Genomic DNA, 18,326 nt, shown 5'->3' with positions numbered 1-18,326 from the left:
GCCACCCGTTCATAATGATCCCGTGAAGCACCTCATCGACGCCGTCGTCCCTCGGCCCTCCCGGCGCCCGCGTCTCGTGCTCGCCACGGCCGCCGTCGTCGGGCTGTTGGGCCTCTCCGCGTGCGCGACCCCGGGTGGTCCCGCATCCCCGAGCCCGACCTCAGAGACATCGACGCCGCCGCCCGCGTCGTCGACACCTTCGGCGAGCGCCACGCCCTCGCCCACGTCGAGCCCCTCGCGGACGACGGTGACCGACGAGCCCTTCAACGGTCAGATCCTCATCGTGACGTCGGAGGTGCGAGACGGTCGTCTCGAGGTCACGGCGATGGTGCCGGCAGTCGCGGAATCAGGGGGAACCTGCACGCTGACGGTGCCGTCATCCGGTGCGAGCGTGACGACACAAGCGAGCGAGGGCAAAGACGTCACATACTGCGGAGTGATGTCGATCGAGGTCACGGGACCGACGCAGGACCTCGCTTTCACCGTGTCGTACGCGTCCGCGACGACGAAGGCCGAATCGTCGCTCACGACGGTCGAGCCCGCCGCGTGACCCGCGCGGCGACCGTGGGTCGGCGCGCGGCGGCGTTCGTCGCCATCTGGGCGTGCGCCCTCGCGGTGCTCGTCGCCCTTCCCGCCACCGTCTCACCGGCGCCGTCGGCGTCGGCGGCGAACGCCGCGGACTGGAACGCGGGCAACATCATCGACGATGCGGTCTTCTACGACAGCAACGCGATGGGCGCGTCGGAGGTCCAGGCGTTCATGGAGAAGCAGGTGCGCACCTGCCAGTCGGGGTACACCTGCATCAAGGACTACCGCCAGAACACCGACAACCGCCCCGCCGACCGGTATTGCGACGGCTACACGGGACGCGCGAACGAGAGCGCGTCGACGATCATCGACCGCGTGGCCCGCTCCTGCGGGATCAGCCAGAAGAGCTTCCTCGTGCTGCTGCAGAAGGAGCAGGGACTCATCACCTCGACGGCGCCGTCGGCGTGGAACTACTCCGCCGCGACCGGGCAGGGGTGCCCGGACACCGCCCCCTGCGACGCCTCGACCTCGGGCTTCTTCTACCAGGTGTACTACGCCGCGCGGCAGTTCGAGATCTACCGGCTTTCCCCCACCTCGTGGGGCTACCAGGCCGGCCGATACAACAACATCCTCTACAACCCCAACGGCAACTGCGGCACCCAACGCGTCTACATCGAGAATCAGGCCACCGCCGGGCTGTACATCTACACGCCGTACGTCCCGAACCAAGCGGCTTTGAACAACCTCTACGGCACCGGCGACGGCTGCTCGGCCTACGGCAACCGCAACTTCTGGCGCACCTTCACGGACTGGTTCGGCTCGACGCGTGTGGAGAGCAATCCCTCGGGGCCGTTCGGCGCGGTGGACACTGTCCGCGCCGTCCCGGGAGGTTTCCGTGTCGAGGGGTGGGCGGCCGATCCCGACACGTCCAACCCCATTCAGCTTCAGATCCGCGTCGAAGACGTTGTGACGACGGTGACGGCGGACGGGTACCGTGCCGATGTCGCCGCCGCCTACCCCGCCCTGGGTGGCAACCATGCCTTCGCCGCCACCGTCCCCGCGGTGCGAGAGGGCAGCAACAACGTCTGCGTCGTCGGTGTCAACGTCGGTGCCGGGCGTGACCAGCAGCTGAAGTGTTCGAGTGTGACCGCGATGGCCGGATCTCCCTTCGGCAATCTCGAGGGCGTCGATGCGCGGGCCGGGGCGGTCTCCGTCGGCGGCTGGGCGATCGACCCGGACACCACTTCGCCGATCGCGGTTCACGTTTATGTGGACGGTGTCGGTACGGCGCTCACAGCCGACAGTGCACGTGCGGATGTGGCATCGGCCCACCCCGCGTACGGTGCGAACCACGGCTTCGGTGCCGTCTTGCCCGCCTCGGCCGGGTCGCGAACGGTCTGCGCATACGCGATCAACGTCGCCCTGGGTGGCAACGTTCAGCTCGGCTGCCGAACAGTCGTGGTCCCCGCCCCGGTCGATCAGGGGCGAGTGCCCTTCGGTGCGCTCGACGCCGTGGCGGTCAACGGGGCGGTCGTCTCGGCCAGCGGGTGGGCGATCGACCCCGACACGGCGCTGCCCATCCAGGTGCGGATGGTCGCCGGCGGAAAGACATCGACGACGACCGCCGATCTTCCTCGGGCAGATGTCGGCGCGGCGTACCCCAGCTATGGGTCCAATCACGGGTTCGATGCCCGGCTCACGCTCATGGGGGGCACCTACCAGGTATGCCTGTACGCCGTGAACAACGGCTCAGGCGGCGACGCGACGCTGGGATGCCGGTCCGTCACGGTCCCCGTTCCCGACCTCTCCCGTGCGCCCATCGGCACGATCGACGACATCTCGGTATCGGGTACCTCGGTCAGCGTGAGCGGGTGGGCACTCGACCTGGACACGACCGCGTCCATCCCCGTCCACATCTATGTGGGAAACGCGGGCGCTGCCTATCTTGCTGACAAGTCACGCCCCGACGTGGGCGAGGTCTACCCCCTGCAGGGGGCGAAGCACGGCTATTCCGAGCGCATCCCCGCCCCGCCGGGGCAGTCGAACGTCTGCGTCTACGCGATCAACAACGGCGACGGAGGGAATTCGCTGATCGGATGCCGGTCCGTCACGATCCCCGATCACTCGCGGCCTCCCACGGGGAACCTCGAGTCGGTCGGTACTTCCGCCGGTGCGGTGATCGTCGGCGGTTGGGCTCTCGATCTCGACACGAGGGATCCGATCGCAGTGCACGTGTACGTCGACGGCATCGGACGAGCGGTTCTGGCCGACGTGCCGCGCAGCGACATCGGTGCGGCGTTCGGACTCGGCGACCGGCATGGCTTCTCCGCGTCCGTCCCGGCAAGCCGCGGATCGCACAACGTCTGCGTCTACGCGATCAATGACAACGGCGTCGGTCCGAACCTCCTGTTGGGTTGCCGGACGTCCAACGTCCCTTGACCCGAGGGAGGGCGGCCGGTGATCCGGTCGCCCTCCCCCGGGTGGTGGGGTCGATCGCGCTGGGGGCCGTCACGCCCCGAGGTAGCGGCGGAGCCCGTCGAGGCTGGATCGAGTGGAAACCCCTGCCGCATGCGCGCGTTCCAGCTCGAGCACGCTGTTGCGCGGCCGGGGCGAGACGGGAACAGCGGAATCGCGGAAATACGCCTCTGTGGATACCGCGCCAACCCGTTCCGGGTCGTGCCCGGTCAAGCGGAAGACCTCCCGGGCGACCTCATACCATGTCAGGGACTCACCCGAACCGGTGACGTTGTAAACGCCGAATGGGGCGCGCGCCACCAGGAGGTGGCGGATCGCCCGGGCGATGTCATCGGCGAAAGTGAGCCTCCCGGTCTGATCGTCGACGACCCGGGGATCGACCCCCCGCTCGGCGAGAGAGGCCATCGTGCGGATGAAGTTGGAACCATCGCCGATGACCCAGCTCGTACGGACGATGTAGTGTTCCGGCACGGTCGCCGCGATCGCCTCTCCTGCAGCCTTCGTCTGCCCGTACACGCCGAGGGGCGACAGCGCCGAGTTCTCGGTGTAGGGGAGATCCGAGGTGCCGTCGAAGACGTAGTCGCTCGAGACGTGGACCAGGGTGATGCCGTTCGCGATGGCGACGTGCGCGAGTCCTGACACGGCGCTGACGTTCGCCGCCCAGGCCTCGACGCGTCCCTCCGGAGTCTCTGCGAGGTCGACCTTCGTGTATGCCGCGGCGTTGATGATCGCTCCGTAATCGCGCCAACGGCGGGCGGAATGCAGCTCGGGCGAGGTCAGGTCGAGGTCGGCGCGGCTGGCGTACTCGATCCACGGGTGGTCGCCGAACTCTTCGCGCAACGCTCGACCGAGCTGACCGTTCGCTCCCGTGACGAGGATCTTCCGCGGAGGCATCGGGACGACGTCGGCCAGGCGAGGATGGTTCTTGTCCTTCTCGCTGATCTCCACCTCGGCCAGGGGAATCGGCCACTCGATCGCGGCGGTCTCGTCCGCGAGGTTGAGGAACGTGTAGGTCGCCTCCGGCGACCAATGGTCGTTCACCAGGTAGGCGTACGCCGTGTCGGGCTCGAGCGTCTGGTACGAGTTGCCGACGCCGCGCGGAACGAAGATCGCGGTGGACGGATCGAGTTCAGCGGTGAAGACGGTGCCGAACGACTCGCCCTCGCGCAGGTCGACCCACGCTCCGAAGATGCGGCCGGTGGCGACCGAGACGTACTTGTCCCAGGGCTCGGCATGGATGCCGCGGGTCGTGCCCACGGCATCGTTGAACGAGATGTTGTTCTGGACCGGACCGAAATCGGGAACCCCGACGGCGCCGGCGGTCATCTTCTCGCGCTGCCAGTTCTCCTTAAACCACCCGCGTGCGTCGCCGTGGACGGGGAGGTCCACCACGAGCAGACCGGGGATGGGGGTCTCGCGAACGGACAGCGCCTTGCCGAAAGAGATCGACATCGTCACTGGCCTTTGCTGGCGTAGAAGGCTTCGACGCCATCCTTGGCGGGTGCCCACCACGCTTCGTTGTCGCGGTACCACTCGATCGTGGCCGCCAGACCCGACTCGAAATCGCCGTACGTCGGCTCCCAGCCGAGCTCGGTGCGCAGCTTCGTCGAGTCGATCGCGTAACGCAGGTCGTGCCCCGGGCGGTCGGTGACCAAGTCGTAAGCGTTCACGGGCTGCCCGGTGATCCGCAGGATCAACTCCACGACGCTCTTGTTGTCCTTCTCGCCGTCGGCCCCGATCAGATAGGTCTCGCCGATCTCGCCCCGGTCGAGAATGGTCAGCACCGCCGACGAATGATCGTCGGCGTGGATCCAGTCGCGCACGTTCTCTCCGGTGCCATACAGCTTCGGGCGAATTCCGCGAAGCACATTGGTGATCTGGCGGGGGATGAATTTCTCGACGTGCTGGTACGGGCCGTAGTTGTTCGAGCAGTTGCTGATCGTGGCGCGCACCCCGAACGACCGCACCCAGGCGCGCACGAGCAGGTCGGAACCGGCCTTGGTCGACGAGTAGGGCGATGACGGGTTGTATGGCGTGTTCTCGGTGAATCGCGCCGGGTCGTCGAGTTCGAGGTCGCCGTAGACCTCGTCCGTGGAGATGTGGTGGAAGCGCACGTCGTGACGACGCGCCGCCTCCAGCAGCGTGTACGTGCCGATGATGTTCGTGTCGAGGAAGGGGCGCGGGTCGTGCAGCGAGTTGTCGTTGTGCGACTCGGCGGCGTAATGCACGACGGCATCCGCCTCGGCGACGAGCGGGTACACGACATCGGCGTCGGCGATGTCACCGACGACCAGGCGCACCCGATCCGAGGGGAGCCCTTCAAGGGACGCGCGATTGCCTGCATAGGTGAGTTTGTCGAGCACGGTGACGGTGTGGTCGGTGTGCGCGACGACGTGGTGCACGAAGTTGGAACCGATGAAACCGGCGCCACCGGTCACGAGAAGACGACTCATGCGGCTAAGGCTACCGGGGAGCGAACTCGCCCACCGCGACGCCGGATTGGTCCCCGGTGGGCGATAGGGAAGACTGGGCCTCATGCGCGGAATCATTCTGGCGGGCGGCACAGGCTCGCGGTTGCACCCCATCACGCTGGGCATCTCGAAGCAGCTCGTGCCGGTCTACGACAAGCCGATGATCTACTACCCGCTGTCGACCCTCATCCTCGCCGGCATCCGGGACATCCTCATCATCACGACGCCGCAGGACTCCGAGCAGTTCCAACGTCTTCTCGGCGACGGCTCGCGTTTCGGCATCTCCCTGACCTATCGCGTGCAGCCCTCGCCCGATGGTCTCGCGCAGGCGTTCCTCCTCGGTGAGGACCACATCGGTTCCGATTCGGTCGCGCTGGTGCTCGGAGACAACATCTTCTATGGCCAGGGGATGGGAACACGACTGCGCCAGTACACCCAGCTCGATGGCGGGGTCGTCTTCGGGTACCGCGTCGCCGACCCCACCGCCTACGGCGTCGTCGAGTTCGATGCCGATGGACGGGTGGTGTCCTTGGAAGAGAAGCCGGCCGTCCCCAAGAGCGATTATGCCGTGCCGGGCCTCTACTTCTACGACAACGACGTCATCGAGATCGCGCGCGGCCTCGCGCCCTCCCCGCGCGGAGAGCTGGAGATCACCGACGTCAACCGCGCCTACCTCGAACAGGGGCGTCTGCGCGTCGAGCTGCTGCCGCGCGGTACCGCCTGGCTCGACACCGGCACCTTCGATTCGCTCAGCGAGGCCACCGAGTTCATCCGCACCGTCGAGAAACGACAGGGCCTGTCGATCGGATGTCCTGAGGAAGTCGCCTGGCGCATGGGCTTCCTCACAGACGACGAACTGCTCACCCGCGCGAAGAGCCTCGAGAAGAGCGGTTACGGCACGTACCTCATCAAGGCTCTGGCCCAGGGGCAGGTGCGCTCGGGTGAGTGAGACCGGCGTCGCCCCTCGCTTCCCCCTCGGCGGCTCCCGGGCCGCTGTCTTCGCGTTGCAGGCGCGGAAGGGGCGTCCGACTCCGGCCACGCTCCTGTCGCTGGCGGCCGTGCGCGAACACGTCGACCACCTTGCGGTGGTCGTCGGCGGGCTCGATGCCGAGGGGCGGGCCGTCGTGGATTCCCACTGCGATGAGGTCGTCACGGTGGCATCCGATGTCACGGGGTTGTGGGCCTACGCCGCCGCGCTTCGCGCATGGGGATCTCGAGAGTCCTCTTTCGACGAAATCATCCTGACCGGCGACGGGTGGTTCGGTCCGATCAGTCCCCTCGCTCCCGTGATCGAGCGTATGGACGTCCGCTACGTCGACATGTGGTCGTTGACCGACCGTCGCGAAGGGAGGCCCCACGATCGTTCCGAGGGTCGTGACGGCGAGGTGCGTCTCAGCACGTACTGGCTGGCGGTGCGCCGCCGCGTTCGCGAGTCCGAGGCCTGGCGGAGGTTCTGGACCGATCTGCCCTCGCGCCCCGACCACGGCTGGCAGGTTCGTCAGATCGAGTCATCCCTCAGCGAGGTCGTCGTCCAGGCAGGCTTCCGAATCGGAGCGGCCTTCCCCAGCGATGACTACCCCGCCGAGCATGCCGACACGTTCAATGTCGACCTCCTCGTCGAGGACGGCTGCCCCGCTGTCACTCGCGAGGTGTTCGACGGCTACCCGCTTTTCTACGATCAGCACGCCATCGTCGGTCGACGTATCGCGGCCGCCATGGCGACGCGGGGATACCCGGTCGGACTCATGTGGTCCGATCTTGCCCGTTCCAGCGCGCCGAAGCGTCTGCACACGAACGGCGCCATGCTGGAGATCCTCCCCCCGGTGGAGCGTGCGTCCCGACGTGAGCCGCTGCGGGTCATCGCCGTCGTCCACGTCGTCGACACGATCGACATCCCCGACATCATGGCCCGCCTCGTCGTGGTGCCCGGACTCGCGCGTTGCGTCTTCACGCTGGCGGACGAGAACGCGCGCCCGGCCGTCGAAGCGGCCTGGAGATCCGCGTGCGCGGCTGAGCCGATTCCGTTCGAGACCCGCCCAGCCACCGCGCGCCGCACTCCCGACACCATCGTCGTCTTCGACGAGTGCCGCGACGTCGTCAACTCCGACGACGCCGATCTGATCCTGGCGTTGCACACCGGGGTCGACCCGAAGATGTCACGTAACGCCCGGCGCTACTTCCGCCGGCAGCAACTCGACTGCCTGCTCGGCGACGGCCCCGGCTACACCGCCAACCTCATCGAACTGTTTCGTCGCGAGCCGGAGCTCGGCCTCGTCTTCCCCCCTACGCCGCACATCGGCATGTCGACGCTCGGAGACGGGTGGCTCGGCCACCGCGAGCAGGTCGAGCGTCACCTCGACAGGCTCGGCGTCGACGTGCCTCTCGACTGGGCGAGCCCCCACGCGCCCCTCGGAGGCATGTGGTGGGCGCGTCCGGAGGCCGTGCGCCGGCTCGCCGAGGAACGGTGGGGCACCGGCCCCGACGTGAGTGCCGTGCACTCTCGTCTGCACGCGTATGTCGCGGGTGATCGCGGTTATTACACGCGCACAGTCGCCACCAGTGAGCACGCGGGGCTGAGCCACGGGTCGCTCGAGTACATCGGAGATCACATGGCGATGACGTCGTACGGCTATCCGGCCGGCTACACGGCTCTTCTTCACCGCGCCGGACCGGTCGGATCCGGCCGAGCCGTCGACTTCGCGCGCATGTGGCTTCGATATCGACACCCCGACTGGTTGCGCGCGGCGTCGGTCGTCGGTCGGGTCGCGCGGGGCGCGCGGCGAGTGACGAGAGGTCTTCGCGCGCACCGAGGGGGAAACTGATGGCCGCTCCCGAGCGTTTCCCCGAGGGGGGCAGCCGTGCTGTCGTCTTCGTGATCTACGACCGTCGCGGGCGGGTCGACGACTTCATCATCCACGCACTCACGCACTTGCGGGCGCATGCGCAGAGGATCGTCGCGGTCGTCAACGGCAAGCTTCTCGATGAAGCCCGCACACGTCTGGAAGCTGTCGCAGACGACGTCCTCCAGCGTGAGAACACCGGAATGGACATCTGGGGTCAGAAAGCCGGTCTCGATCTGCTGGGCGACGACATCGACCGTTACGACGAGGTCATCCTGACCAACGACACGTGGTTCGGTCCCGTTCGTCCGTTCGCCCCCGTCTTCGACGAGATGGATGCCGAGCAGGTCGATTTCTGGGGACTCACCGACCACCCGCGCGTCGAACGAGAGGCGTCGTGGACGGGCGACACCATCCCGTACCACCTCCAGTCGTTCTGGATCGCCGTTCGTCGTCGAATGCTCGGCTCGGAGGCGTGGCGCGAGTATTGGCGCTCACTGCCCGTCCTGGATGACTGGACCGAGGCGGTGACGCGACACGAGGTGACCTTCACCGAACGGTTCGCGTCTCTCGGATTCCAGCATCGGGTGGCGTTCGGTCACGAGCGCTACGACACCGAGAACCCGTCCATCTTCAACGCCGAGCAGATGCTCGACGACGGGTGCCCGATCATCAAGCGCAAGCCGTTCTTCTTCTGGCCGGTGACGATGGACCATGAAGCGTCGATCGGCAAGTGGGTTCTCGAGAAGGTCGAGTCCTTCGGCTATCCGCGGGAACTGATCATGCCCAACCTGGCTCGCAATTCCCCTCCGCGTGATCTCACCACCGACCTCGGGATGCTCGACATCCTTCCGGACATCGACGTGTCGTATGACCCGGATCGTCCTCTTCGGGTCGTTCTCGTGGCGCATATCTTCTACGTCGACATGACGGACGAGATCCTCGACCGGGGCGATCTGCTGCCCTGCGATTACGACCTCGTCGTGACGACTCCCGATGCGCGCCGTGCACGCGAGATCGAGGAGATCCTCCACTCACGGCGGCGTCCGGGACGTCGGACCGAGGTCCGGGTGCTGCCGTCGAACGACGGGCGCGATCAGAGCGCCTTCCTCATCGCATGTCGCGACCTCATCATCGACGACCGCTACGACGTGATCGTGAAGGTGCACACCAAGCGGACACCGCAGCAGGGGTACACGGTCGGACAGCACTTCAAGGGGCAGCAACTCGATAATCTGCTCCCCTCGGCAGGCTACGCCGCCAACCTCATCGCCCTGTTCCAGAACGACGAAGGGCTCGGTCTGGCCTATCCGCCCATGATCCACATCGGTCACGGCACGCTGGGGCACGCGTGGTGGGGGAATCGGCCGCGTTTCGAGCGCGTCGCCGCGGAGCTGGGCATCTCGGTCCCCGTCGACGACGTCTCACCGCTCGCCCCGTTCGGCTCCATGTACGCGGCGAGACCGGCGGCGCTGAGACTGCTCGCCGAGCGCGACTGGCGATACGAGGAGTTCGGAGGAAAGGACGCGTACAAGGACGGCGGCCTCGCCCACGTGTTGGAGCGACTGCCTTCGTACGCCGCGGCGGAGCGCGGTTTCCACACCCGCACCGTTCTGACCGCCGAGTACGCCGCGCTCAGTCACACCTCGCTCGAGTTCAAAGTCGACGAGATGGCCGCCACCCTCCCGGGTTCCCTTCGAGACAAGACACTCTTCCTGCATCGAGCGGGTTGGATCGGCACGGGGCGCGCATCCGACTTCTTCTGGATGTATCTGCGGTTCAACAAGCCGGAGACAGTTGCCCGCTGGGAGCGCGTCCGCGACGTCGTGACGGCACCCAGGCGGGCGGTGCGTGCGCTCACGCAACGTCTCGGTGCGGCTGGGCGGGGATGATCTGCCTGTGAGGCGGATGCGAAAGCCCCCGGTCCGTGCCGGGTAGGATCGAGCTCTCCCGAAAGACGATGGTCAGGCTTGGAAAAAACAGAGAGATTCGCGGCCCTCGAGGCGCTCCCGTTCTCCACGGTCGACGCGAACGGAATGAGCTACCCCGGCCGCGGCGGGAAGATCCGAGAGCTTTTCTCGCGGCGGGATCTGCTGTTTCTCCTGGTCCGGCGTGATCTGCAGGCCCGGTACCGCGACAGCTTCCTCGGATTCTTGTGGACGGTCATCCGGCCACTGATCCAGTTCTTGATGTATTTCATCGTGCTGGGGCAGTTCCTTCGTGCCGCCGAGGGTATCCCGAACTTCGCGATCTATCTGTTCGCGGGCCTCACGCTGTACCAGTTCTTCAACGACACCGTCGCAGGCGCGACAGGTTCGATCCTCACGAACGCCGGCCTGGTCAAGAAGATCTATCTGCCACGTGAAATCTTCCCTTTCGCGAGCGTGGGCGGCGCGGGGTTCATGTTCCTGGTGCAACTGGCCGTTCTCGTGATCGCCGCGCTCATCTTCCAGGCTCTCCCCGACCCGGCGCAGATGCTCTGGTTCTTCCCTGCTCTCGCCGTCGTCCTCATCTACGGAACGGCGATCGGCCTGTTGCTGAGCGCCGTCAACGTGTACCTGCGCGACATCCAGTACCTCACCGATGTGGTGCTCATGCTCGCCATGTGGGCATCGCCCATCGTCTACTCGTGGCGGATGGTCAGTGACGTGATCGCACGCTTCTCGCTGCCGTCGTGGGTTCTCGAGATCTATCTGGCGAATCCGCTGACTCTCGCCATTCTGGGGTTCCACAAAGCCTTCTGGGGAGCAGGCACCCCCGCTGACTACCCGACGGGTCTCGAGTTGCGCATACTCGTGGCCGGCGTCATCGGAATGGTCTTTCTCGTCGTCTCGCACCGGGTCTTCACCCGGCTGCAGGGAAACTTCGCTCAGGAGCTGTGATGGGTGTCACCGAACCCCCGGTCGTCGTTCGGATCGAGAAAGTGCGCAAGCGCTTCAAGGTGCGCAAAGACAACAGCCTGAAAGACCGGATCGTGCATTTCGGGCGTCACGGGAAGACGCACCGGGAAGACTTCGTGGCGGTCAGAGACGTCTCGCTCGACATCGAGGCGGGCACGACGGTCGCCCTGATGGGGGCGAACGGATCCGGCAAGAGCACACTGCTGAAGCTGATCGGCGGGATCGTGGCTCCCACCTCTGGAACGATCCGCACTCGCGGCCGAATGGCGGCACTGCTCGAACTCGGGGCGGGCTTCCACCCCGACCTCAGCGGACGCGAGAACGTCTACCTGAACGCGTCGATCCTGGGGCTCACCCGTGCGGAGATCGATGCTCGCTTCGACGACATCGTGGCTTTCAGCGGGATCGCCGATTTCATCGATACCGCGGTGAAGTTCTACTCCTCCGGCATGTACGTGCGACTCGCCTTCTCTGTCGCGATCCATACGAATCCCGACATCCTGCTGGTCGACGAGGTCCTCGCCGTCGGGGATGAGGCGTTCCAACGCAAGTGCATGGACCGCATCGCCCGGTTCCGCGCGGAGGGGTGCACCATCATCCTGGTGAGTCATTCCGCCCAGCAGGTGGCGGAGCTATGCGACCGCGGCATCGTGCTGCGCAAGGGCGAGATCGTCCACGACGGAGACATCGACGAGGCGATCGGCGTGCTCCGAGACGTGCTCGAGGGACGAGACGAGGCGAGCGCGGCAGAGGCCGCGGCGGAGGCTCCCATACGGGTGGCCGGTGTCGACATCCTCGACGACAGCGGCGAGCGGGATCGGAGCTTCGGGTCGGCGGAGTCGATCGGCATCCGGCTCCGTCTCGAGTCCGACCGCCCCATTCCGCGGTGGGCAGCGGGGTTCAGCGTCAACACGCCGCTGGGGCACATGGTGTTCGCGTCGAACACAGATCTTCTGCGCACATCCCTCCCGGTCATCGACGGAACCCTCACCCTCGAGTTCCGCGTCGACGCCCTTCATCTCGGAGCCGGCACCTATCACGTCCATGCCAACGCGGTTGCGACGGAAGAAGGCGGAGTGCACGGCATCTCACATGGGGCGACCTTCACCGTCGAGACCGCGGAGCAGACTCTCGGAACGGCGACGGCTGATGTGTCCGTCTCGATCGGCGGTCACTGACGCTGCTGCAACACCGTCTGCAGCAGCGTGCGGGCGCGCGCGTCGAAGGAATGATCGCGGCGGACGGCTTCGCTGATCTGCACGAGCTGCTCGTCAGCGGGGAAGCTGTCATCGAGCCGGCTTCCGAGGATGTCGAGCATCTCGGGCACGGACCGGTAGGTGACGACGGCCCCGTTGAACAGCTCGGCGATACCGTTCACATCATCGCTGACAGCTCGGCCGCCCGCGGCGACGACGTCGAAAAGACGGTTCGATATGAATCCGTGGCGCTGCATCGCAGGCCAGTGGTCGTTCAGAACCGCGCGCGCCCCCTCGTACAGGGGTGGGAGGTCTGCATTGGGAACGCCGGTCGCCCGGATGGCCGCCGAGGGGATGTAGCCGCGCCAGTCCGGCCCGTACACGTCGACGGGAAGGCCCGCCCGAACCGGCTCGACGACCGATGGGCGAGCGATGCCGCGCGCGGTTCCGACGAAGACGAAGCGCCCGCCCCGGGCCGTGCCCCGTGGATGGAAGCGCCTCGTGTCGGTGCACTGCAGCAACGGTGAGATCGGGCGCCCCCAGGCGGCGGATCGCTCGGCCGCCCACGTCTGCGATGCGGCGAACACGGCGTCGAAACCGTCGACGTCACGCTCGCCGATCTCGTCGGGATGGCTGATGATCCAGAGAAGGGATGTTGCGTCCGGCTGAGGGTGAAGGGGCTCCGGGCCGCGCAGAGCCACCACGACGTCGTCGAGACTCGTCGTCGCGCGGTTGCGCGCGGCGTACGCATCGATGACGACCTCTTGGCCCTGACGGCGCAGGGCCTCGGCGAGACCGCGGGCGAAATGCGTATCGCCCCACGCTTCCCCCGGAGGTCCCGGGGGAGCCGCGATCTTGAGGGCCCAGCGCAGCGACGGAACGCGACTGCCGTCGTTGAGAGTCGCCATGGTGGGTCGTCGCACGAAGCTGGGCCCGGATTCGCCCCACCCGACGACGCGCCACCCGCGCTGCTCGGCGAGCGAACCGAGGTCGCTGTCCGATGCCGCGGAGGCGTCGCGTCTCAGATCTTCGCGCGAGGAGGGCGCGCGCACCACCGAGGTGGTCAGAGTGCGATGCACGGCAGCGTCGTCGCCGACGCGGCGAGCGAATGTCCCTCCGGCGATGTGCCACGGCGAAAGAGCCGGTCCCAGGGCCAGAGCATCCTCGACGGGTAGTCCGGCGAGCAGGTGGAAAGGTCGACCGTCGTGCACACCGACACCGGCGGAGGCGATCGCGCCGTCCCAGCCCAGCCACAATGGGGCCACGGGCCCTCGAGCTGACTCCGTGGCCAGCTCCACCAGCGACGCGGCGGATATTTCGCTGTGCGGGCCGCGGACCACCACGGTGGTGCCCGACGAGGCCCCCTCGATGAGCCGGTCGAGCACGGACTCGTCGTCGGAGATCACGATCGTTCCCGGACGAGCTGCGGACAGGAGCGCGGCCGCCGTGGCCGCCTCGACGGCCCCGCTCTCCACGCTGAGAACGAGCGTGGCCGACAGCGAGTCGGCAGCCGCGACTCCTTCTTCGAGCGGTCGTGAGGGAAGGCCCTCGTCGCGAGCCAGGCGGACGACGACCACGACGCCGCTCAATGGGGGGACATGCCCGGCGATGCGGCCCGCGGCGGCGTCCGTCGCACCGCGGTGTGCGCTCGACCACGGCACGGCGATCTCGCCGCCCGCGCCACGCAGAGCGATGCTTCCCGTCGCGCGAGCCGCCCGCCACGCGTGCCCGAGGGAGCGCCCGGCGTCCCCTCGCGCGGCAGGCGTGCGTCGGTCGTACGCCTCGGCGTCCCAGGCGACACTGACGATGATGTTCGAGGCGTCGCTCACGAGGTAGGCGTAGAGCGCGGGCACTCGACCGGGTTCGGGGAGCTGGGCTGAGACGAAGCGCTCCATGAAGAGCGGGTTCACAGCGAAGTCCGACCGGAAGCCTCCGCGCGTGTAGCGCCTGATGGCTGCGCGCGTGCTCCGGGGACCGCCCTGCGCTCGGACGTACTCGATGTCGACGACGTCGGCCATGGCGATGGTCCGAGCCCACCACCACCGATCGACCTCCCGCATCAGGGGAGCGAGAACGGGAAGGGAGCGGGCCTGCCTCCAGACGGCTCGGGCTCGTCTCAGCATCCCCCGAGTATACGAACAGCCCCGGTAGACGATGAGCGCCGGTGGGTGAACCGGCCGGCCCCTAGACTGAGGGTGTTATGACCGCAATTGGTGATCGCGTCGCCGTGCTCGTGCCGGCGTGGAATGAGGTCCGCAACGTCGGCCATACCGTCCGCGAGATCCGTTCGGCCGACCCGCTGTACGACGTCATCGTCATCGACGACGGGTCGACGGACGGCACGCGAGCGGCCGCGCAAGAAGCCGGAGCCGAGGTGCTCGTCCTGCCGTTCAATCTCGGCGTGGGCGGCGCCATGCGTACGGGCTTCACCTTCGCCGACCGCCGCGGGTACCGCCGCGCCATCCAGGTCGACGCCGACGGCCAGCACAATCCGGAACACATCCGTCTGGTCCTCGACGGACTCGAGCGCGCCGACATCTCGATCGGTGCGAGATTCGCCGACGTCGGCGACTACTCGGTGCGGGGTCCGCGCAAGTGGGCGATGGTGTTCCTGGCATTCGTGGTCTCGAGGGTGGCCGGAGTGCGTTTGACCGACGTCACGAGCGGGTTCCGAGCCGCGAACGAGCGCGCCATCCGCCAGTACGTCCGGTACTACCCCGCGGAGTACCTCGGAGACACCCTCGACTCGCTGGTCGAAGCTGTGCATTCGGGGCTCACCGTGACCCAAGTGCCTGTCGCCATGCGTCCCCGCATGCACGGCCGCCCCAGCCAGAACGTCATCGGGTCCACGGTGTACCTCGTGCGGTCCGTGTTCGCCATCTCGCTCGCGCTCATGCGTGGTGCGCTACGCCGGAGGCCTCGCGCATGATCGTCCCCATCGGGATCGCCTTCGCCCTCGTCATCCTCGCGTTGATCGTGACGATGCTCATGCGTCGCCACCTTCGTGAGAAATACGCGGTGATGTGGCTCCTCATCGGCGCCGCCATGCTCGTGCTGGCGTTGTTCCCCGACCTTCTCGGGGCACTCGCCGGGCTCCTCGGGGTGATCGTCCCGTCGAATCTCCTTTTCGCTCTCGCCGTCGCCCTGCTGATCGGCGTGACGCTCCACCTCTCGTGGGAGCTGTCTCGCGCCGAAGAGGAGATCCGCCGTGTCGCCGAGGAAGTGGCGATCCTGCGCGCGGATGTGGAGAGATTGCATGCACCCGCGTCGTCGGCTTCCTCCGACGGCGACGGTCGAGTCCAAGCGGACTAGAACGCGGGTGCGATCGCGGGGCTCCGCGTGACCGGCGGGGCAGCGCTCCGCGCCCGTATGGTCTTGCGCCAGGACACGGATCCGGAGGGAGTGCGCGACGAGCCGGTCGGCGCAGTCACCAGAGTCGCCGCCACACGCATCGGAGAGCAGTCGGCCATCCCGCCGGTTCACGTTCCGCCGCCCGACCAGCGGCCGTGGCGCTACGCGAGTCTCGCACCCGTCATTCCAGCGGGCCCGTCGGTATCGAGGATGCGCCCCGGCGGTTTTCACGCCCCGCAGGATCGACGCCGATACCCGCAGTTCCGCGCTCAGGCGGGCGTGCCGTAGCCCCGCCGGATGAGGTCGTCGACGATGATGTCCGACGGCGACGCCGCGGCGTCGTCGTTGGTCCCGCGGTGCGATTCGGCCTCGACGAGGAACTCACGTACCACTTCCTGGTCCCACCGCGACAGGAGCGCGCTCGTCCCCAGGCCCTCGTTGCGCTCGGTCGCCATACGGTGGATCAGAGTCGGGATGCCGAAGACCGCCGATTCCTCCTGCACACCGCCGGAGTCGGTCACGATCAACCGCGCGTTCTGCAGGCGTTCGACGAACGCGGCGTGCTCGAGCTTCGGCGCGGTCGTGAGGCGGGACAAGCCCAGCTCGCCGATGACGGCCTCGATCGCGTCACGCGAGTACGAGTCCACGACGACCTGCAAGGTCACGGGGGTGTGATCGTTCAACGTCTGAAGGGTCTCGCGCACCAAGGTGAGGTTGGAGATGAATTCGAAGCGGTGCAGCAGCACGAGTCCATACGGCTCGTCGTCCGACGTGGTCCCCGAGCCCGCTCGACGCTTCTCGGCGCTATCGCGCACCGCGTCTTTCACCGTATTGCCCTGGGTCACGATCACGTTGCGTCGGCCGGCGAGATTCTGTGCCGTCTCGGGGGTGGGGGCATAGTGAACCTCTGCCAGGCGGCCCACGATGCGCCGGTCGAGTTCTTCCGGGAACGGATGCCGCCAGTCGCCGGAACGGAGGCCGGCCTCCACATGCGCGACGGGGACGCCTGCCAGTCGGGCGATGAAGGTGCCCAACACGGTGGTCATCGTGTCTCCGTGGACGAGGACGACGCTCGGACGCGGCGCGCGGCGCAGTGCGCCGAGGTTCTTCAGCGTCCACCACCCGACGGCCGTCATCCACCCGACCATGTGGATCGGCTTCTTCAACGGCTTGCCCCGCCAGCCGTCCGCGAGGATCCGGTCGGGAGCACGCAGACCCAGTTGGGGCATCGCGGTGCGCAACGCGTCGGTGTGCTGGAACGTCACCCACTGCTGGTAGGGCACGCCGCGCGCGTCGAGGCGACGCATCACGGGGGCGAGCTTGATGGCTTCTGCGGTTGTTCCGTAGATGAAGACGATCATGGATTCGGTTCTTTCGGCGCGGACGAGAAGGCGGAGCGGTGCACGACGACGCCTCGCACGATCCCTGCCCAGAACGGGCCGGCGAAGGGGAGGACGTACGCGAGGTAGGCCAGCACGGAGCGGCGCGGGGCGCGCTGGGCGGCGGCGATGACGCCCGGAATCGCCACCGCGAGACCGCCGGAGGCGACGACGGCCAGCGCAAGAGGTGCTCTCCCGCGCAGGATCAGAGTCCCGAGGAGGACGACGAGGGCGACGGGCGCGGCGGCGAGGCCGATGAGGATCGCCGATCGCGCGGGGGAGGTTCCGGCATAGGAGTCGACGAAGAGCGTGCCGCGGTCCCTCGCGTGCCGCAGGAAACCGCGAACGGTCGTTCGCGGACGGTAGATCGCCGAGAATCGCGGGTCGATTCGGATGCCGTGATTCTCGGCGACCCACCGCAGAAGCTTGGTGTCGTCCGAGACCAGCGGCGAAGACACCGTGGGGGCCGCGAACCGGAAGGCGTCGCCGAGCAGCGACGCGGGGGCCAGCAGGAGCGTCGTGCCCTTCGGGGCGGTGTCGAAGTTGTCTGCGGTGAGCGTCATGGCGCGGGGTCGACGGAGGTACTCGCCCCAGAACAATCGGGTGGGGACATCCCAGAACCTGCCCACCAGCGGAGCGGCGGGGTCGGTCTCGATGTGCGCGTTCCACACGCGCACGCCATCGCCTACTTCCCCCCAGATGCTCGCGAGACTGTCGGGGCCGATGAGCACTCGCGAGTCGAGCAGCATGATCGTCGGAGCGGACGCGGCCCGCAGGCCGGCTCGGCGCGCGGCGAAGCGTCCGGCGTTGTCCTGCGAGACGACCGACACGGGCGCGACCGTGTCGTCATGCCACGGGCGCAGCACGGTGAGTGTGTCGTCTGTCGAGCCGTCGTCGACGACGATGACCTCCGCGACGAGACCGGCCCGCTCGATCGCGACTTTCAGCGCTGCCAGGGTGCTCGGCAGCCATGGCGCAGAGTCATATGACGGAATGACCACGCTCAATTCGGGGGAAGCATCCGTGGAGCTCATCGGCGGCCGGCACCTCCCGTGCGCACGTCGCGCTCAGGTCCGCGGCACCGCGACGGATAACATGAAGCGGGGCAAGGAGACACGTACTCAGACTAGCCGTGCCGCCGGCGTCGACTTCTCTGCCCGTACCTCTCCCGCTTTTCGTTCACCAG

14 protein-coding genes are annotated in these 18,326 nt (G+C 67.4%); 9 read left to right on the top strand and 5 right to left on the bottom strand.

Annotated features, from left to right (window positions below):
* Positions 1 to 22 precede the first annotated feature (22 nt).
* Both QE410_RS12075 and QE410_RS12070 read left to right on the top strand, forming a co-directional pair.
* Positions 23 to 550 carry a hypothetical protein gene (locus tag QE410_RS12075; RefSeq protein ID WP_307332275.1) on the top strand — a complete coding sequence of 176 codons (528 nt, stop codon included), beginning with the start codon at positions 23 to 25 and terminating at the stop codon, positions 548 to 550.
* A complete protein-coding gene (locus QE410_RS12070) occupies positions 547 to 2,967 on the top strand; it encodes a hypothetical protein (RefSeq protein WP_307332272.1) in 2,421 nt (806 codons plus the stop codon). The genes QE410_RS12075 and QE410_RS12070 overlap by 4 nt, the downstream gene beginning before the upstream one ends.
* A 69-nt stretch (positions 2,968 to 3,036) precedes the next feature.
* On the opposite strand, the gene QE410_RS12065 is transcribed toward QE410_RS12070, so the two are convergent.
* Together QE410_RS12065 and rfbB are read right to left on the bottom strand one after the other, a co-directional pair.
* Positions 3,037 to 4,455, bottom strand: a complete 1,419-nt coding sequence (locus tag QE410_RS12065; protein WP_307332269.1) for a sugar nucleotide-binding protein — start codon at positions 4,453 to 4,455, stop codon at positions 3,037 to 3,039.
* 2 nt (positions 4,456 to 4,457) lie between these two features.
* Positions 4,458 to 5,456, bottom strand: coding sequence for a dTDP-glucose 4,6-dehydratase (rfbB, locus tag QE410_RS12060; RefSeq protein ID WP_307332266.1), 999 nt, complete (start codon positions 5,454 to 5,456; stop codon positions 4,458 to 4,460).
* Between the two features lie 82 nt (positions 5,457 to 5,538).
* On the opposite strand from rfbB, the gene rfbA reads away from it, so the two are divergent.
* From rfbA to QE410_RS12035, 5 genes are all read left to right on the top strand, one after another.
* Positions 5,539 to 6,423 carry a glucose-1-phosphate thymidylyltransferase RfbA gene (gene rfbA, locus QE410_RS12055; RefSeq protein WP_307332264.1) on the top strand — a complete coding sequence of 295 codons (885 nt, stop codon included), beginning with the start codon at positions 5,539 to 5,541 and terminating at the stop codon, positions 6,421 to 6,423.
* Positions 6,416 to 8,296, top strand: a complete 1,881-nt coding sequence (locus QE410_RS12050) for a rhamnan synthesis F family protein (protein ID WP_307332260.1) — start codon at positions 6,416 to 6,418, stop codon at positions 8,294 to 8,296. Before rfbA ends, QE410_RS12050 begins: the two co-directional genes overlap by 8 nt.
* On the top strand, positions 8,296 to 10,206 hold the full coding sequence (locus QE410_RS12045; protein ID WP_307332258.1) for a rhamnan synthesis F family protein: 1,911 nt from the start codon (positions 8,296 to 8,298) through the stop codon (positions 10,204 to 10,206). The genes QE410_RS12050 and QE410_RS12045 overlap by 1 nt, the downstream gene beginning before the upstream one ends.
* A 78-nt stretch (positions 10,207 to 10,284) precedes the next feature.
* Positions 10,285 to 11,196, top strand: coding sequence for an ABC transporter permease (locus QE410_RS12040; RefSeq protein ID WP_307332255.1), 912 nt, complete (start codon positions 10,285 to 10,287; stop codon positions 11,194 to 11,196).
* Complete coding sequence (locus QE410_RS12035) at positions 11,196 to 12,392, top strand: ABC transporter ATP-binding protein (RefSeq protein WP_307332252.1); 1,197 nt, start codon at positions 11,196 to 11,198, stop codon at positions 12,390 to 12,392. Before QE410_RS12040 ends, QE410_RS12035 begins: the two co-directional genes overlap by 1 nt.
* Here the strand turns inward: QE410_RS12035 and QE410_RS12030 are convergent.
* Positions 12,386 to 14,533, bottom strand: coding sequence for a glycosyltransferase (locus QE410_RS12030; protein WP_307332249.1), 2,148 nt, complete (start codon positions 14,531 to 14,533; stop codon positions 12,386 to 12,388). The genes QE410_RS12035 and QE410_RS12030 overlap by 7 nt on opposite strands.
* 77 nt (positions 14,534 to 14,610) lie before the next feature.
* Here QE410_RS12030 and QE410_RS12025 point away from each other — a divergent pair, with 77 nt between their 5' ends.
* Complete coding sequence (locus QE410_RS12025) at positions 14,611 to 15,339, top strand: glycosyltransferase family 2 protein (RefSeq protein WP_307332246.1); 729 nt, start codon at positions 14,611 to 14,613, stop codon at positions 15,337 to 15,339.
* Positions 15,336 to 15,722, top strand: a complete 387-nt coding sequence (locus QE410_RS12020; protein WP_307332243.1) for a DUF2304 domain-containing protein — start codon at positions 15,336 to 15,338, stop codon at positions 15,720 to 15,722. Before QE410_RS12025 ends, QE410_RS12020 begins: the two co-directional genes overlap by 4 nt.
* Before the next feature lie 308 nt (positions 15,723 to 16,030).
* On the opposite strand, the gene QE410_RS12015 is transcribed toward QE410_RS12020, so the two are convergent.
* Both QE410_RS12015 and QE410_RS12010 read right to left on the bottom strand, forming a co-directional pair.
* A complete protein-coding gene (locus QE410_RS12015) occupies positions 16,031 to 17,122 on the bottom strand; it encodes a UDP-N-acetylglucosamine 2-epimerase (protein WP_307332241.1) in 1,092 nt (363 codons plus the stop codon).
* Complete coding sequence (locus QE410_RS12010; protein ID WP_307332238.1) at positions 17,119 to 18,174, bottom strand: glycosyltransferase; 1,056 nt, start codon at positions 18,172 to 18,174, stop codon at positions 17,119 to 17,121. Before QE410_RS12010 ends, QE410_RS12015 begins: the two co-directional genes overlap by 4 nt.
* Positions 18,175 to 18,326: the final 152 nt, after the last annotated feature.

Source organism: Microbacterium sp. SORGH_AS_1204 (genome assembly GCF_030818935.1).
Taxonomy (GTDB): Bacteria; Actinomycetota; Actinomycetes; order Actinomycetales; family Microbacteriaceae; genus Microbacterium.
Note: the sequence above shows the minus strand (reverse complement) of the source record. Positions and strands in the feature narration are given on the sequence as shown.

Coding starts and splice junctions, on each gene's coding strand:
- QE410_RS12065 (WP_307332269.1), bottom strand. CDS start 4,455: ATGTCGATCTCTTTCGGCAAGGCGCTGTCCGTTCGCGAGACCCCCATC.
- rfbB (WP_307332266.1), bottom strand. CDS start 5,456: ATGAGTCGTCTTCTCGTGACCGGTGGCGCCGGTTTCATCGGTTCCAAC.
- rfbA (WP_307332264.1), top strand. CDS start 5,539: ATGCGCGGAATCATTCTGGCGGGCGGCACAGGCTCGCGGTTGCACCCC.
- QE410_RS12045 (WP_307332258.1), top strand. CDS start 8,296: ATGGCCGCTCCCGAGCGTTTCCCCGAGGGGGGCAGCCGTGCTGTCGTC.
- QE410_RS12035 (WP_307332252.1), top strand. CDS start 11,196: ATGGGTGTCACCGAACCCCCGGTCGTCGTTCGGATCGAGAAAGTGCGC.
- QE410_RS12030 (WP_307332249.1), bottom strand. CDS start 14,533: ATGCTGAGACGAGCCCGAGCCGTCTGGAGGCAGGCCCGCTCCCTTCCC.
- QE410_RS12025 (WP_307332246.1), top strand. CDS start 14,611: ATGACCGCAATTGGTGATCGCGTCGCCGTGCTCGTGCCGGCGTGGAAT.
- QE410_RS12020 (WP_307332243.1), top strand. CDS start 15,336: ATGATCGTCCCCATCGGGATCGCCTTCGCCCTCGTCATCCTCGCGTTG.
- QE410_RS12015 (WP_307332241.1), bottom strand. CDS start 17,122: ATGATCGTCTTCATCTACGGAACAACCGCAGAAGCCATCAAGCTCGCC.
- QE410_RS12010 (WP_307332238.1), bottom strand. CDS start 18,174: ATGAGCTCCACGGATGCTTCCCCCGAATTGAGCGTGGTCATTCCGTCA.